The sequence below is a fragment of the Clostridia bacterium genome (assembly GCA_017405765.1).
In the GTDB taxonomy this organism is placed as follows: domain Bacteria; phylum Bacillota; class Clostridia; order Oscillospirales; family RGIG577; genus RGIG577.
This window is the reverse complement of record JAFQZS010000043.1, coordinates 13,665-31,319: the sequence shown is the minus strand read 5'-3', so window position 1 is coordinate 31,319 and position 17,655 is coordinate 13,665. Positions and strand designations below refer to the sequence as shown.

Below are 17,655 nucleotides of genomic sequence, written 5' to 3'. Positions count from 1 at the left end.
TGTAGGAAAGAATTACTCGACAGGCTACGACGCTACGGCGGAAACGATAAAAGCGGCTACGGCAGAGCCTGTGGCTGTAACGATAAGCGCGATAAAATATGAGAACGGCGCTGTATCGTTAAGCTGGAACGAAGCCGAAGGCGTAGACGGATATCGCATTTACCGCAAGCTCGGCACGGGCAAGTGGACGGTGCTTGTTTCAAGCACAACGGACACGTCCTACACCGACGATACGGTAACGGAAGGCAAGACGTATTCATATACGATACGCTCATATGTAGGAAAGAATTACTCGACGGGCTACGACGCTACGGCGGAAACGATAAAGACTGCGGCATCGGGCAAACTGTCTGAAGCGGATGAGCAACTGCCGACAGAGGATACCCGCGGAAAGGATGAGGCCATAACTGAGCAGGAGATATCAGACGAGTCGGATATTCCCGCCGAAGACGACGTATCATACCCATTGGATCTGACAGCGTAATGATCCGGGTCAAAACATAAAGAAAAGCAAAGAAAGGATAGGATCCATGAAAAAGAAAGCATTAAGCCTTATCGTGGCGATAGTCATGGTCATGACCATGCTGCCCGTGATGGGGTTAGCGACGGACGTTACCGAGATAACGGCGCAGCTTCGCCCCGATTTTACGATAATCATAAACGGGGCAAAGCAGACCTTTACAGATACGAACAACGTGACGGTATACCCAGTTTTATACAACGGCACGACATATCTGCCGCTTCGCGCGGTAGGCAATTCGCTGGGCATGGACGTGGGCTGGGACGGCGCGACTCAAACCGTAACGCTCGTCTCCTCGGATGAAAAGAAGCCCGCGTCAGCGGCGGCAGTCGCTTTGGAGATCGGCAATACAGAGATAACGGCGCAGCTTCGCCCCGATTTTACGATAATCATAAACGGGGCAAAGCAGACCTTTACAGATGCGAACAACGTGACGGTATACCCCGTTTTATACAACGGCACGACATATCTGCCGCTTCGTGCGGTAGGCAATTCGCTGGGTATGGACGTAGGCTGGGACGGCGCGACTCAGACGGTCACCTTAACAAAAAAGACTGAAAAGCCCGCCGCCTACGAAGGCGGAACGGAAATACTTTTTAACGGCTTGGCGTGGGGGTCCTCTCCTCAAAAGGTATCGCAGAGCATGTATCTGCCGAATCCGCTGAAAACCGATGTAACGATACCGTATTTTGACAGCGCGGTCTATATGCACTCTGTTTTAAAAGAAGCCGAGGTCATACGCGGCGGCGGCTGCACATACGGCAAAAGCGACGTTGATGTGGCCGGATATAAGGCGGACGCAAAGCTTTATTTTGCATATAACGCCGACTTTGCAGGCAGTCAGGCGAAAGTGAGCGAAAGCACGCTCTATATGGCGACATACGATATCGCGCTTGACAACGTACCGCTCAGCAAAGACGAAACGATAAACAGCGAGGACCTTTTTAAAAACAATCAAAAGGCAATACAGGCATATGATGCGCTTAAAGCAAAGCTTACGGAGATCTACGGCGCGGGTAAAGAGAACAATTTCGAAAATAAAGACAACGCCGGCTTTAAATCCTACAAGGGTGAAACAACGGAGTATATCTATACAACGACATGGACCGGCGCGAACAATACCGCAGTAGTTATCGTGCTTACCTCGGCGCTTGACAAAAATACGCTGGACGAATACAAGGTGCAGCCGTCAGGCGCGCGCTTTGTGGAAGCGAGCGTAATTATAGCCTATGGCAAGACAGACAGCGCCGCCATGCTCGACAATTTGAAGGAAGCTATCGCCTCAAGGGAGACTAAGCCTGAAACTCCCGACAACAGCGGCGAGCTGTAAGACGTGCGGCGTGTTTTGTGAAGCAAGAGGGGTAGAAGAGCGAATGAATTATGAACGACGAAAGAGAACACCGCTTCGCAAAAGAATATGTATTGCATTTATGCACTATTTTATGCTTCCTACTGCATTTGCTCCAATTTTAATGATTGCCGCAATTTTCGCAATAATTATATGGTCGTATTTTGCACATAAGAATAACTGTGTGTGGCTATCCAATGTATTGATATCGTTAAGCTGCGGATTGGCGTCCGGATTCGTTATATATTTGCTATCAAATTACAGAGCAAATAGGGGCGGAGTGTTAAAAACTGAGCATGACAGTTTACAAAAGTTCATGGACTATTTATTGGAACAAAAGCGGACGCTCGAATATTATATTTGTTACAACTCATTAGATAACGACAAAGAAGATATGTGGGGTTTTATACGCAGAACGGGTTTTTCGGTTGATGAAATAGAAAATCGGATAGTCGAGTTGCCGGAGCATGTGTTTTATGATCTGCTTGATTATTTCAATAATCACCCGCTGTCAAAAGGAAGTTTAAAAAGGGAGTTAGAAGAAGCATACGATGCCGTAGAAGACGAATTGGACGTGCAGAATATTGTGCATTTATGCGAAAAGGCTTTAGAGATATACAAAAAGTATATAGATTGGATTTTACCAGTAAAAGAAAAAATCGATATTTCATACAACAAATACAAAAAAACATCTATTTAAAACCTGATTGAAGGGAGGGAGCAAGAAAAATATTTGGGAAGGGGAGATAAAAATATAAAAAATAAGATGTATAGAAAAAACCACCACAAACAAAAAAGGAGGAATCAAAATTATGAAGAAGATAATTTTGGCGCTTGTTGTGGCGCTGCTGATGGCTGTGACGATGCTGCCTGCCGCGGGCCTTGCGGCGGACGTCGTCGCGTCGGGAACAAGCTACGGCGTAACGTGGTCGATAGACAGCGACGGAGTGATGAATTTATCCGGGTACGGCGGATATGTTAGTTACAGCGGTTCATATAGTTACGATAGATTAGGCAACGGTCATTATTATAATTGGGGATATAGATATGTTGATCAATACGGAAACGAGAGGGTTAATAACAACAAGTACGACTTTCCAGAAAACGCTTGGTTTGATTATAGAAATCAGGTAAAAAAAGCGGTAATTGCTTCAGGAACGTCGGGTATTGACAGTGACGATTTCTATGGAATGAAAAATCTCACTTCCGTGAGCATACCGTATAGCGTAAAAACAATAGGTACAGCTGCATTCAGTGGATGCGAGAGCCTTTCGGAAGTGGAGATACCAGACGCGGTAACGGTAATAAACGGATACACGTTTTATAAATGCAAAAATCTTGAAAAAGTCGTGATACCTCCCGAGGTAACGACTATTTACAGATCCTCCTTTTCAGGCTGCGAAAGCCTTGCCTCTATTGATATACCGTCTGAGGTAACCTTTATAGGCGCGTACACTTTTAACAACTGTTCCTCACTCAAGAGCATAAAAATTCCCGACGGCGTATCTCGTATATTGGAATATACCTTCTACAACTGCACCTCTCTCGAGTCGGTGAGCATACCGGAGGGCGTTACAGAAATAGGCCAATACACCTTCTACAACTGCACAAGCCTTCCCTCAATCACTATGCCGAGAAGCGTAACGTATATAGGCCAATACGCCTTCTACGGCTGCGAAGCGCTTGAATCCATCGACATACCGTCGGGCGTAACGTCAATACAAAATAACACCTTCCAGATGTGCCCGAATCTAAAGTCTATAACGCTTCCGAAGAGCGTAACGAGCATTGGCGACAGCGCGTTCAACGGCTGCAGCGCGCTTACGGACGTATATTACTACGGCACCGAGGAGGACTGGAACAATATAAGCTTCGGCTCGTCAAACACGCGCCTTAAGAACGCGACGGTCCATTATATAGCGCCAAAGCCCGTAGATATAACGAATATCGAATTTAAAAACGGCGGCGTTTCTCTTTCGTGGGATGCAGTACCGTTTGCAGAGGGCTACAGCATAAGCCAAAAGACGGACGCCGGCAAGTGGCAGGTGATCGCCGATAATATAACGGCGACTAATTACACGATAAGCGACCCCGAGGAGAACACGACGCAGACGTATACCGTCCGCTCGATAGTAAACGGAGAGTACAGCGAGGGCTACGACGCCACCGCAGAAAGCGTGAACGTGCCGTATTATATCCCGAAGCAGGTAACGATATCGTCGCTCACCGTTAAGAACGGCGCGGCGTCGCTTTCGTGGAACGCGGCGGCGGGAGCGGAAAGCTATGCCGTATATAAAAAGAGCGGTGGCAGCCGCTGGACGCTTCTTGAAAAGAATATAACTAAGACGACATATACCGACGCCGACGTAGTTGAGGGCGCGGAGTATTCATATACGGTGCGCTCGATGATAGACGGAGCATACAGCTCGGATTATGACGAAACGGCGCAGAGCATAACGATACCGTATACGCCGAAGCCCGTTCGCATAGATTCCATTTCGATAAACGCGGGCAAGGTGACTGTTTCGTGGAGCGGTATTGAGGGCATGGACGGCTACCGCTTATACAGAAAGACAGATTCGACGAGCTGGACGCTTGCAGCCAACGTTACCGATACTACGTATACCGACACGAAGGCAAAGGAAGGCGAGCTCAACTACTATACGGTACGCTCCGTTGTAGGCAGCGCGCTGAGCACGGGATATGACGATACTGCGGCAAGCGTGGCAGTGCCGTATGCGCCCAAGTCGGTCAAGATAGATTCCGTAACTCTTAACGGAAAAACGGCCGCTTTAGCATGGAGCGCTACCGCGGGCGCGGAGGGCTACCGCATATTCAGAAAGACGGAGAGCGGCAGCTGGATAACGCTTGTAAGCAGCCAGAACGCAACGTCATACACAGACGCTACCTTAAGCGAGGGCGAGACGTATTATTATGCCGTAAGCTCCGTTGTTGACGGCGAGGACAGCGGCGATAAGGCGAATGTATCCGAGGGAGTTTCCGTTGGGTATACGGCGAAGCCCGTAAATATTGATACGATAGAGATCGCAGGCGGCAATGTTTCGATAACGTGGAACGCAATGCCCGGCGCAAGCGCATACAGCGTGAGCCGCAAGCTGGAGGGCGGAAGCTGGTCTGTGGTTGCCAACAACCTGACCGCTGCGGAATATACCGATACGAACGCCAAGGAAGGCAAAACGTATTATTATGCCGTGCGCTCCATAGTAAACGGCGTATACAGCACGGGCTATGAGAATACTGCCGAGAGCATCTACGTGCCGTATCTTCCCAAGGCGGCAAGCATAACCTCGATAAACGCAAACGACGGCAAGGTATCATTTACATGGAGCGCGCTAGAAGGCGCGGAGGGCTACCGCATAAGCCGCAAGGCCGAGGGCGGAGCATGGACGTTGCTTTCGTCGCGCGAGATAGGCACAAGCTACACGGACAGCGCCGTTTCGGAGGGCAAAACGTATTACTACTTTGTAAGCTCGATAGTTGACGGCGATTACAATACCGATTATACACAGGCAGTAAATATCACGGTATCCTATACGGTCAGACCCGTAAGCATAAAAAGCATATCCACGGCCGACGGCAAGGTGACCGTATCATGGAACGCCGTTTCGGGCGCGGAAGGATATCGCATACACAGAAGACTTGCGGGCGGAAGCTGGACGACTCTCGTAAGCAATACGACCGCAACGACATATACGGACACGAGCGTAAAAGAGGGCAAAACGTATGAATATACGGTGCGCTCCTGCATAAACGGCGTATACAGCACGGGCTATACCGATACTGCGGAGAGCATAACAGTGCCTTATGAGCCTGTGGCTGTCACGATAAACGATATTGAATACGCAAACGGCAAAGTTACGCTTTCGTGGAACGGCGCGACCGGCATGGACGGCTACCGCATCTACAGAAAGCTCGGCACAGGCAAGTGGACGATACTCGTTTCCGGCACAGCGGCTACGTCATATACCGACAGTACCGTAACGGAAGGAAAGACATACACATATGCGGTGCGCTCGTATGTGGGCAATAAGTATTCGACCGATTATGAGGCGAATGCGAAGTCTATTACGGCAGCTGTTCCCGTAGAGCCCGCCAAGGTAAAGATAAACAACATCACATACAACAACGGCGCGGTAAGCCTGAGCTGGAACGCACAGGACGGAGTTGACGGATACCGTATTTACCGTAAGCTCGGCACGGGCAAGTGGACAGTGCTTGTTTCGAGTACGACGGCAACGTCTTACACCGACAATACGGTAACAGAGGGCAAAACGTATTCATATACTCTCCGTTCGTATGTGGGAAGCAAATATTCGACCGATTACGAAACAACGGCCGAGACGATAAAGGCTATGCCTCCCGCAGAGGCGCTGCCTGTAACGATAAATAATATCAAGTACGAAAACGGCAAGGTAAGCTTGAGCTGGGATCCGGTATACGGCGTAGACGGATATCGCATTTATCGTAAGCTCGGCACGGGCAAGTGGACGATCCTTCTTTCGAGCACGGCAGGTACGACTTATACCGATAACAGCGTAACCGAGGGCAAAACATATTCGTATACGATACGCTCGTATGTCGGCAGCAATTATTCAACAGGATACGACGCTACGGCTGAAACGATAACGGCGGCTGTCCCCGTTGAGCCCGCACCTGTAACGATAAACAATATCACGTACAACAACGGCGCGGTAAGCCTGAGCTGGGACGCTATTGACGGAGTTGACGGATACCGTATTTACCGCAAGCTCGGCACGGGCAAGTGGACCATTCTTGTTTCGAGTACGACGGGCACGACCTATATCGACAATACGGTAACGGAGGGCAAAACGTATTCGTATACTCTCCGCTCGTATGTGGGAAGCAGCTATTCGACAGGATACGACGCTACGGCTGAAACGATAAAGGCGGCAGCTTTGGCAGAGCCTGTTCCCGTAACGATAAACAACATAAGCTACGATAACGGCGCAGTAGTATTCTCATGGAACGCCGTAGAAGGCATGGACGGATACCGCATCTACCGCAAAGTAGGCACGGGCAAGTGGACGATACTCGTATCGAACACGACGGCAACGAATTACGCCGACAACACCGTAACAGAGGGCAAGACGTATTCGTATACTGTACGTTCGTATGTGGGAAGCAGCTATTCGACCGGATACGACGCTACGGCTGAAACGATAAAGGCGGCAGCTCTGGCAGAGCCTATGCCCGTAACGATAAACGAGATAAAGTATGATAACGGCGCGGTATCGCTCTCATGGGACGATGTGGACGGCATGGACGGATACCGCATCTACCGTAAGCTCGGCACGGGCAAGTGGACGATACTCGTTTCAGACACAACGGCTACGACTTACGCCGACAACACGGTAACCGAGGGCAAGACGTATTCTTATACTCTCCGTTCGCATGTAGGAAACAGCTATTCAACAGGATACGAGGATACGGCCAAGACGATAAAGGCTGCATCTTTGGCAGAGCCTGTGCCCGTAACGATAAACGAGATAAAGTATGACAACGGCGCAGTAACGCTTTCGTGGGACGATGTGGACGGCATGGACGGATACCGCATATACAGAAAGCTCGGCACGGGCAAGTGGACGATACTCGTTTCAGACACAACGGCTACGACTTACACCGACAACACGGTAACCGAGGGCAAAACGTATTCGTATACTCTCCGTTCGCATGTAGGAAACAGCTATTCAACAGGATACGAGGATACAGCCAAGACGATAAAGGCTGCATCTTTGGCAGAGCCTCTGCCCGTAACGATAAATGAGATAAAGTATGACAACGGCGCAGTAGTGCTTTCGTGGGACGAGGTAGACGGCATGGACGGATACCGCATATACAGAAAGCTTGGCACGGGCAAGTGGACGATACTCGTTTCAGACACAACGGCTACAACGTACAGAGACGATACCGTAACTGCGGGCAAAACGTATTCGTACACTCTCCGTTCGCATGTGGGAAACAGCTATTCAACAGGATATGAGGATACGGCTGAGACGATAAAGGCCGCATCTTTAGCCGAGCCTCTGCCCGTAACTATAAACGAGATCAGCGTTGTAGACGGCGCAGTTGAGCTTTCGTGGGACGCCATAGACGGCGTAGACGGATATCGCATATACCGCAAGCTCGGCACAGGCAAGTGGACGGTGATCGTTTCAAGCACGACGGACACGTCGTATACGGACGATACCGTAACTGCGGGCAAGACGTATTCATATACGCTTCGTTCTTATGTGGGAAATAACTATTCGACCGGCTATGAGGATACTCAAAAAAGCATAACCGTTGAAGGAAGCGCCGCCACGGAGGGCCTTATCTTTGATACGACAACAGGCACGGTAACGGGAATTGAAGACGATACGATCACAGCGCTTGTAATTCCTAAAACTATAGACGGAGTTTATGTGACAAGTATAGGCGACTATGCGTTCCAGAGTTGCGGCAGCCTTTCGTCGGTAGATATAGCTGAGGGCGTGACGAGCATAGGCCGCAATGCATTTGAGTACTGCAAAAGTCTTACGAGGGTAGTGATCCCGAAAAGCATGACGAGCATAGGAGGCGATGCATTCCGTGAATGCAGTAATCTTGAGTCTATAGTTATCCCTGAGAGCGTGACGAGATTAGACTACGGTGCACTCTCCGGGTGCGGCAGTCTTGAGTCTGTAGTTATCCCCGAGAGAGTGACGAGCATAGAGCAATGGGAGTTTTCCGGATGCAGAAGCCTTTCGTCTGTAGTTATCCCTGCAGGCGTGACGAGCATAGGCAGTTATGCGTTCGAGCACTGCAGCAGCTTAACGGACGTTTATTTCGGCGGCACTGAGGAGGACTGGGCTGCCATTAGCGTGGGTTCATCGAACGAATATCTGTTCGAAGCAACGATACACTGTGCCGGCACATCGGGCATATAGCCCACAACGACTCTATCTGAAGCTTTCGGCCTTTTGTTCGATAAAACAACGGGCACGGTCATGGGAATTGAAGACAATACGATCGCAGAGCTTGTAATTCCTAAAATGATGTGCCAATACAAGATAAGTTAAGCTTGAAAAGTATATAAAACGACAGAAAACCGCCTTTTTTAAAGGCGGTTTTTACTTGATTTGGCTATTGAAGGAACACGGATGCTTGTGGTATTATATTTCATGCGTGCAAAAACGACAGGAATCGGGGAATGACTATGAATATTGAAGAAAGAAACAAGGCGCTTATGAAAACGAGGTATAAATACCTCATTTTCTGCGGCCTTTTGCAGATACCCATAGGCGTGAGCATGATATGGGGCATATTCCAGCCTTACGTAATGGACCTTATGGACTGGGACGTAGACACGGCGTCTGCCGCGTACCCGATAGCCGTTATCATGTTCGTCGTGGGCGGCATAATAAGCGGCAAGCTTCAGGAACGCTTCTCACCGCGCGCAGTCGTGCTTATAGCGGGCGTTATGATGGGCGCAGGCTGCGCGCTGGCCGCCTTTACGCCGCAGAGCATGCCTATGTTTTTCTATATTACTTTCTCGATAGTATGCGGCCTCGGCTGGGGAATATCGTACAATCAGGCGATCGCGCTGTCGCAGAAATGGTTTTACGACAAGCGCGGTTTTGCGGGCGGCATAGTCGTTGCCGCTTTAGGCGTTGCAGCCATGATACTTACTCCCATAGCGAACGCAATGTTTACAAACTTCGGCTTTACTGTGTCGTTCATCTTTTGGGGCGCTCTGTTTCTTGCCGTAAACGTTGTATCGGCTGCAGTTATAAAAAATCCGCCCGATGGCTTCGTTGTGAAGAAGGAGGGGGACGCAGATTCCGTGCTTACGGCGAAGCAGTATAAGCCCGGTGAAATACTTAAAATGCCGCTGTTTTACATACTTTTCTTATGTATGTTCTGCGCCTGCATCTCGTTTTATATAATAAACCCCGTATGGGTGCTTATAGGTCAGGGCAAGGGCGTTGATATGAACCTGCTTGTAACGGGAATGATGATAGCGTCCATAGCCAATTCGGCGGGGCGTCTCGTTGCTTCATCGCTTTCGGACAGGATAGGGCGCAAATTTACCGTACTTATACTCTATATCCTCATATGCGCCGCGTGCCTCGGAATGTGGAAGCTGCCGGGCGCATCGATAATCCCCATGTTCTCGCTCGTATGCTTCTGCTACGGCGGATTTTTGGCAACGTTCCCGGCTATTACGACGGACTACTTCGGCGTAAAATACACGGGAACGAATTACGCGCTCGTGATGATAGGCATGGGCGTCGCGTCGGTCGTTTCGCTCGTCGTGGCGACGGCGTTTACAGGCGCAGATCTGCCGCTCGATATGCGCTGCCTGCCCGCCGCAGTGATCGCGGTTTTGGGCGTCGTGTTCTCACTTATGCTTAAAAGCGTAAAGGTAAAAAAGAAGGAAAAATAGAAGAAATATATAAAAGAAGAGCTGTCGCGAAAGCGGCGGCTCTTTTTGGCGTTAAATGTAAATAAAAGCGGTCAGTGGTCTTAATAGCGGTCAATGGTCTTAATATATGGTATAATATGCGCGTAAAGACTGCATACGCAGCCTTTCGGCGCGTCCGCGCCGACCATACTGCGTATGGTACGCTTTATTGAATCACGTCGCAAAAATGCCCTTGCAAGCAAGCATTTTTGCTTGTGGTATAATAAAAAAAGTCTCGTACAGAGACTTTTAGTCCACACACTGTGGATTCGGTAAACCGATGACTTCGCAAAATGCTTATTTGAACTTGCAGTATAGTTTCTGATGGGTATCAAAAACTATTATCAGTTTACCGCTTTCAAAACGATCAGTCAAGAGCTTAATAAGAAAAAGGGTAATTAAAATGAAGAAAAACGGAAATAACGAAAGGATAATTGATTATTACATAGGATTGGATGCGGGCACGAATTCGGTCGGGTGGGCCGTAAGCGATAAGGAATATAAGATCTCCAAGTTTAAAGGCAACGCCATGTGGGGAGTTAATTTGTTTGAAGAGGCGAAGGGCGCTGCCGAAAGAAGGACCTCGAGAACGGCGCGCAGACGGCTTGACAGAAGAAATCAGAGACTTTTGCTTCTTGAGATGATATTTGCGCCTTATATTACGCAAAAAGACCCCGACTTTTTTAAACGTATGCACGAAAGCTCTCTACTTTTAAAGGATAAAAGCATCGGCGCCGCCGGGGACGTATTGTTCGCCGACGCAGATAAGAGTGATAAGGATTTCTTTAAACGCTATCCGACGATGTATCATTTAAGAAGTGAACTGATCCGCTCAAACGAAGAACACGATATTCGTGAGGTCTTTTTGGCAATTCATCATATAATGAAGAAGCGCGGTCATTTTCTTTTTGAAGTTATGGGTTCGGACGATACTCCCGAAGTGGGTGAATTGATCGATGAATTATCTGCTTACACTGAAAGAATCGGCAACGTCGAATTCAAACCCAAGGATAAGGCTAAGTATATTGAGACGCTGAAGGCGCCTGACTTTAGAATAAACGACAAGAAAAAAGCGCTTAAAGCGGCTTACGGAAGTATCCCCAAAGCTGAAGACATGGATGAAGATGCGCTGAATTTAAGCGTCGGACACGTTTCCGATCTGCTTGCGGGCGCTTCGGTCAAAGCGGCTGACCTGTTTTGCAATAAAGCTTTAAAGGATATCGAGAATAAAAGCATACGGCTTTCCGACAATATTGAAGAAAAGCTTGACTCTCTCATACAGGAGCTTGGGGAGGAGCAAGCGGAGCTGCTAATAAAGCTCAAAGAAGTTTTTGACGCTGTGCGGCTTTCGCAGATACTCGGTGAAGAAAAATATTTAAGCGATGCGAAAGTAAGACAGTTCAACGAGAATAAAAAAACGCAAAAAGAGCTGAAGGCGTTTGTAAAAAAACATCTGCCCGAAAAGTATTATCATATTTTCAGCGAGAGAAAAGATAATCTTAATAATTTCGCCGCTTACAGCAGATATAAAACGCATTCGGGAGATCACGTCTGCACACAGGAAGAATTCTGCACTTTTTTAAAGAGTGAATTAAAAAGCGCGGCCGACAAAAAAGATTATCTTAAGTTTAAAGACGCTATTGACGAAAAAACCCTCATGCCGCGCCTTTCAAGCTCCGAAAACAGCGTTATACCGCATCAGCTTCATGAAAGAGAGCTTAAAGCCATACTGAAAAACGCCGCGACCTATCTTCCGTTTTTAAACGAAGCGGACAGCGAAAGGCTTACCGCAGCAAAAAAGCTGATAGCCGTATTTAATTTCAGGATCCCGTATTACGTCGGTCCGCTCAATAGGAATTCGCCTAATTCATGGGTAGTGCGCGCGGATGAAAAGATATACCCATGGAACTTTGAAAAGGTAGTATCTCTTGAAGAAAGCGCCGAGAAGTTTCTTACTAATTTGATTGGAAGATGTACTTATACGGGCGAATACGTGCTGCCGAAGGATTCCCTCATATACAGTAAATATATGGTGCTCAACGAGATAAACAGCATAAAGGTAAACGGAAAGCCCCTGCCCGTCGAGGTGAAACAGAAACTGTTTGAAGCGCTGTTTATTTGCGATTCGAGAAAAGTAACGAAAAAACGCATAAGGCAATGGCTTTTTGACACGGGATACTTGTCAAAAAATGATGAAGGAGTAATAAGCGGCGTTGATGATGTGATAAAATCGTCGCTCAAATCTTATCACGACTTAAAAGACATAATAGAAAAGGCGGGTAAAGATGCCGCGGAGGATATAATAAAAAGCATTCTTATCTTCGGCGGAGATAAGCGTGTGCTCGGACAACGCATAAGAAGAGAGCATCCCGAGCTCGGCGAAAAAGATATACGCCGCATCATGCGTTTGAAATACAGCGATTGGGGGCGGCTTTCGAAGACGTTTCTTAAAGAGATATGCATTCCGGATAAATACGGCGAGGCAATTTCGATAATGGATATGCTTTGGACAACGAACTGTAATCTTATGCAGCTTTTGTCCGATGATTACCAATTTGCACAGAAGGCGAAGGAATATAAAGACGAGCGCTTCGGCATATCCGATAAGCTCAAAGATAAACTTGACGCTATGTACATATCCCCGGCAGTAAGACGAAGCGTAAGACAGGCGCTTCGCATCGTTGATGAGATAGTTGATATAAAGGGAGGCGCGCCCGAAAAGATATTTGTAGAGGTGACGCGCGGAACGAGGGAGAACCTGAAAGGAAAACGGACGCAGACGAGAAAAGAGCGCCTTTCGGGACTATATGAAAGGATCAAAAACGATGCAGAGTATAAAGAAGTGTACGAAAAGTTTATCTCCACGGAAGAGAACCGCTTAAGAAGTGATAAGCTGTACCTTTATTATACGCAGCTAGGCAAATGCATGTATTCGGGTGCTTCAATAGATATAGAGGAGCTTCTTAAAAATGACGACCTTTACGATATAGATCACATTTTTCCTCAGTCCCGCATAAAGGACGACAGCATTGAAAACCGCGTACTCGTTAAGAAAGAGCTCAACGGTAAAAAGGGGAACAATTATCCGATAAGCGGCGAGATACGCAAAAATATGAAAGAATTCTGGAAGGCACTAAAGGACAAAGGACTTATAGGCGAAATAAAGTACGATCGGCTGACGCGCAGCACTCCGCTAACCGATGAGGAGCTTCAGTCCTTCGTGGCACGTCAGCTTGTACAGACGAGCCAGTCGGTAAAGGCTTTGGCTGTGCTACTTTCAGAGCGTTATCCGAATACGCGCATCGTGACGTCGAAAGCCGTAAACGTTGACGACTTCAGACAGAAATACGATATTATTAAATGCCGCGACGTAAGCGATATCCACCACGCGAGGGACGCTTATCTAAATATAGTCGTGGGCAACGTGTATGATACGAAGTTCACTGAAAAATTCATGAAGAATATAGCGACAGAGAATTATTCGCTGAATAAAGTATTTGAATACGACACAAAGGGCGCGTGGGACGCCGAAAAAACGATTGTGACCGTTAAGAAATACGTGGCAAAAAGCAATATCCGCTTTACAAGAATGCCGTATATTCAGAAAGGCGAGCTTTTCGATCTTCAGCTTATGCCGAAAGGCAAGGGGCAGCTTGAAGCAAAGCAGGGAAGACCTGTAGATTCCTACGGAGGATACAACAAGCTCAAGGGAGCATATTTCTTTGCCGTGGAGCATACGGAGAAGAAAAAGCGCATACGCACGCTTGAGCCGGTGCTTATCTATCAGAGAAAGCTGTATGAAAGCGATCCCGAAACGTTCTGCAGGGACGTGATGGGACTTAAAGATCCAGTTATTATCGCACCGTGCATACGCACGGACGCGCTTTTGGAGTTTGACGGAGTGAGGTTATCGGTTTCCGGCAGGACTGGAGATCAATATGTACTAAAGCACAATTATCAGCTTGCCGCAGATACGGCACATGAAAAATACATAAAAGCTGTGTCGAAATTCGTTGAGCGAAACGCAAAGTCAAAAGAGAGCGTTATCCCCACAAAGTTTGACGCGGTAACGCGTGAGCAGAACGAGGAGCTTTTCGAGTGGTTTCTTTTAAAGCTTGAATCACCTGTATATAGAGCTGTGTTATCGGCGGTAAAAAATACAGTAAGCTCCGGGAAAGACGCCTTTATAAAAATGAGCGAACACGACCAATGCAAGATCCTCATGGAGATATTGAAGGCGTTTAAATGCGACGCGCAAAACGCCAACTTTGAAATACTGAACGGGAAAAAGACAGTAGGACGTATCCAGAGATCCAAAAATTTAAGAAATCTTAAAACGGCGTATCTTATCAACCAGTCGGTGACGGGACTTTTCGAAGTGAAGACAGATCTTTTGAAATGAGGTGTCTCTTTTATGAGCTGGCGTGTAGTAGTTGTGTCGTCAGCTGCGAAGCTTGACTACAAAATGGATTATCTTATCGTAAGGAATACTAACGGAATAAGCCGCGTTCATTTAAGCGAAATAGCCGTGCTCATGATAGAGAGCACAGCCGTATCGCTTACGGCGTATCTTTTGAGCGAGCTTGCCAGATTTAGAATAAACGTCATCTTCTGCGATGAAAGGCGCGACCCGCAGGGCATGTATATGCCGTTTTACGGAAGTCACGATACATCCTTGAAAATAAGAAGCCAGATAAGCTGGGATCCGTATATTAAGGGCGAGGTGTGGGCACAAATCGTTCGCGCAAAGATAAAGGGACAGGCCCGTGTGTTAAAGGACAACGCAAAGAGACAAGCATCTCTTCTGGACTTTTACATTGAGCAGATAGAGCACGACGATGCTACCAACCGCGAGGGCTTTGCGGCAAAGGTATATTTCAACGCTCTTTTCGGCCGTGACTTTTCGCGCAGCGAGGGCGGATTTATAAATTCGGCGCTTAATTACGGATATATGGTCATGCTGTCCGCCGTATCGAGAGCCGTCGTGTCAAACGGCTACGCAACGCAGATAGGCATACATCACGACAACGTGTATAATGAGTTCAATCTCTCATGCGATCTCGTTGAGCCGCTGCGCCCGTTTGTCGACGCCGCGGTGCTTGAGCTTGAGGAAGGGGTAGAGCTTACAAAGGAGGACAAGCTTAAGTTAGTTGACGTTTTAAACAGAAGGGTAAAAATATCCGAAAGAAGTCAGTATCTTATAAATGCGATGAATATATACATAAAAAGCGTTTTTGACGCGCTTCTTTTGGAAGACGTTTCTTTGATCAAATGGGTGGAGTATGAGCTATAGGTTTATGAGGATACTTGTTTTTTTCGATTTGCCGGTGGAGACGGCGGCGGACAGAAGAAATTATACGCGTTTTCGAAAATTTCTTATAAAGAGCGGATATATGATGCTTCAAAAGTCGGTCTACTGCAAGCTTGCTTTAAATATGACGGCTGCGAACGCGTCGATAGAATCTGTTAGGCGAAACAAACCGCCTGACGGCTTTGTTTCGCTGCTTGTGATAACTGAAAAGCAGTATTCACGAATGGAGATGATCGTCGGCGAGTTTCAAAGCGACGTCGTATCCTCTGATGAAAGGCTGGTAGTATTATGATTTTGGCGCACTATCTTTTAAGTACGCCTATAAGCTTTAAAGAAAACGTAATAAATGTGCTTACAGTTGAGGAGCCGCGCACACTGCGCTCGTTCCTTACACAGCTGACCGCTCAGCAACAAGGAGACGAAGGGGGATTTGTGCTGTCTGACAAAAGCGGCATACTCGAATTCTCAAAGTACGCAGCCGTTATCACCGATGCGTTCGGCATGACGCTGAACAGCAAAAACATCCGGTCACGCCTTGAAAAACAGGCTGTATCGTACGCCGAAGGACACGAGCGGGAGCTGACTTGCGCCCTCAACGCAGTAAACGAGTTGGGAGCACTGACAGCCATGGATTTTTCTGAGAACGTCGCGTGTTCATTCGTTGAAACGGCTGACCTGATAAAAACGCTAGGCTTTTATATAGACGAGGAGGGTCTCGAACTGCCGCAGAAGGCGCTGGAGTATATGCGAATATATCGCTCGTTTTTCGGAACGCGGCTTTTCGTATTCTGCGGATTGAAGGCATATCTTTCACAAGATGAGCTGAGCGGACTTTACAAGTCGATATGTTATGAAAAGTTTGACGTGCTGCTTATAGAAAGCTCATACAGAGAGCCCGTGCTGCCGATAGAGATAAATCGGATAATAGACGCGGATCTCTGCGAGATTGACGGCGACCATTGAATATGGTACAATATATATATACCGTTAAAAGCACACAACCGTTTTGCAGTGCGGTACGCTCTTTGTCGAAACGCCGTTTCGACGCCTTGAATTTGTCGCCGAAAACCGTTTTAAGGGACGGCATGGACTTTGAGGTTTGAGAGCAGTGTAGTTTTTGATGGGTATTAAACCGTACACCCTCACACGCGGCAATTGCCTCGGTTTGAGAGCAGTGTAGTTTTTGATGGGTATTAAACAAAACGGATTGACATTTGTCGCGGCGTATTGTTTGAGAGCAGTGTAGTTTTTGATGGGTATTAAACCTCAGCAAACATCTGCTCAGCCTTTATACTGTTTGAGAGCAGTGTAGTTTTTGATGGGTATTAAACCACAGTACCAGAGGTAGCAGAGCTGCTACAGTTTGAGAGCAGTGTAGTTTTTGATGGGTATTAAACTGAGCTTCTCATCCGTCAATAGGTCTTGTAGTTTGAGAGCAGTGTAGTTTTTGATGGGTATTAAACGCGGCGGCGTGAACGCTATACAGCAGCAGTGTTTGAGAGCAGTGTAGTTTTTGATGGGTATTAAACTATCGCCCTTTGCAATTATATCTTACCATGGTTTGAGAGCAGTGTAGTTTTTGATGGGTATTAAACGCACTTCACGTTGATGTGACGTATTGCTCAGTTTGAGAGCAGTGTAGTTTTTGATGGGTATTAAACAGTCCTCACACTCGTTATCGCATAGCGGACGTTTGAGAGCAGTGTAGTTTTTGATGGGTATTAAACCCTTCTCAGTCCGTATAGCCCTGAGTGATTGTTTGAGAGCAGTGTAGTTTTTGATGGGTATTAAACCCTGAAGCAGCTTTTCTGCCTTGCGCTCCCGTTTGAGAGCAGTGTAGTTTTTGATGGGTATTAAACTCAGGTCAAGACGCGTTTTATGCTCAACCTGTTTGAGAGCAGTGTAGTTTTTGATGGGTATTAAACTGGTCGATTTCGCTAACGGCGACTATGACAGTTTGAGAGCAGTGTAGTTTTTGATGGGTATTAAACTCGCGCTTTGATCGGTGATAA

At 47.4% G+C, this 17,655-nt stretch carries 9 protein-coding genes and 1 CRISPR repeat array; all 9 genes read left to right on the top strand.

What is annotated here, in order from left to right:
- Positions 1–484: hypothetical protein (locus IJG50_07790; GenBank protein MBQ3379744.1), on the top strand; the 484-nt coding region annotated here is incomplete at its 5' end.
- A gap of 283 nt (positions 485–767) precedes the next feature.
- Positions 768–1,850 (top strand): copper amine oxidase N-terminal domain-containing protein, encoded by a 1,083-nt coding sequence (locus IJG50_07785; GenBank protein ID MBQ3379743.1) that lies wholly within the window; start codon positions 768–770, stop codon positions 1,848–1,850.
- A gap of 43 nt (positions 1,851–1,893) precedes the next feature.
- Positions 1,894–2,568, top strand: a complete 675-nt coding sequence (locus tag IJG50_07780; protein ID MBQ3379742.1) for a hypothetical protein — start codon at positions 1,894–1,896, stop codon at positions 2,566–2,568.
- 112 nt (positions 2,569–2,680) lie between these two features.
- Complete coding sequence (locus IJG50_07775; GenBank protein ID MBQ3379741.1) at positions 2,681–8,815, top strand: leucine-rich repeat protein; 6,135 nt, start codon at positions 2,681–2,683, stop codon at positions 8,813–8,815.
- 269 nt (positions 8,816–9,084) lie between these two features.
- Positions 9,085–10,314: an OFA family MFS transporter gene (locus IJG50_07770; GenBank protein ID MBQ3379740.1), complete on the top strand. Its 1,230-nt coding sequence runs from the start codon at positions 9,085–9,087 to the stop codon at positions 10,312–10,314.
- 421 nt (positions 10,315–10,735) lie between these two features.
- Positions 10,736–14,734 (top strand): type II CRISPR RNA-guided endonuclease Cas9, encoded by a 3,999-nt coding sequence (gene cas9 / locus IJG50_07765; GenBank protein MBQ3379739.1) that lies wholly within the window; start codon positions 10,736–10,738, stop codon positions 14,732–14,734.
- A gap of 12 nt (positions 14,735–14,746) precedes the next feature.
- The gene (cas1, locus tag IJG50_07760; protein MBQ3379738.1) at positions 14,747–15,625 is read left to right on the top strand and encodes a type II CRISPR-associated endonuclease Cas1; all 879 of its coding nucleotides are present in this window, start codon (positions 14,747–14,749) and stop codon (positions 15,623–15,625) included.
- Positions 15,626–15,629: 4 nt separating this feature from the next.
- Complete coding sequence (gene cas2 / locus IJG50_07755) at positions 15,630–15,935, top strand: CRISPR-associated endonuclease Cas2 (protein ID MBQ3379737.1); 306 nt, start codon at positions 15,630–15,632, stop codon at positions 15,933–15,935.
- A complete protein-coding gene (gene csn2, locus IJG50_07750) occupies positions 15,932–16,606 on the top strand; it encodes a type II-A CRISPR-associated protein Csn2 (protein ID MBQ3379736.1) in 675 nt (224 codons plus the stop codon). Before cas2 ends, csn2 begins: the two co-directional genes overlap by 4 nt.
- 134 nt (positions 16,607–16,740) lie before the next feature.
- A CRISPR array of direct repeats spans positions 16,741–17,634; the repeat unit is 36 nt; unit sequence GTTTGAGAGCAGTGTAGTTTTTGATGGGTATTAAAC.
- Positions 17,635–17,655: the final 21 nt, after the last annotated feature.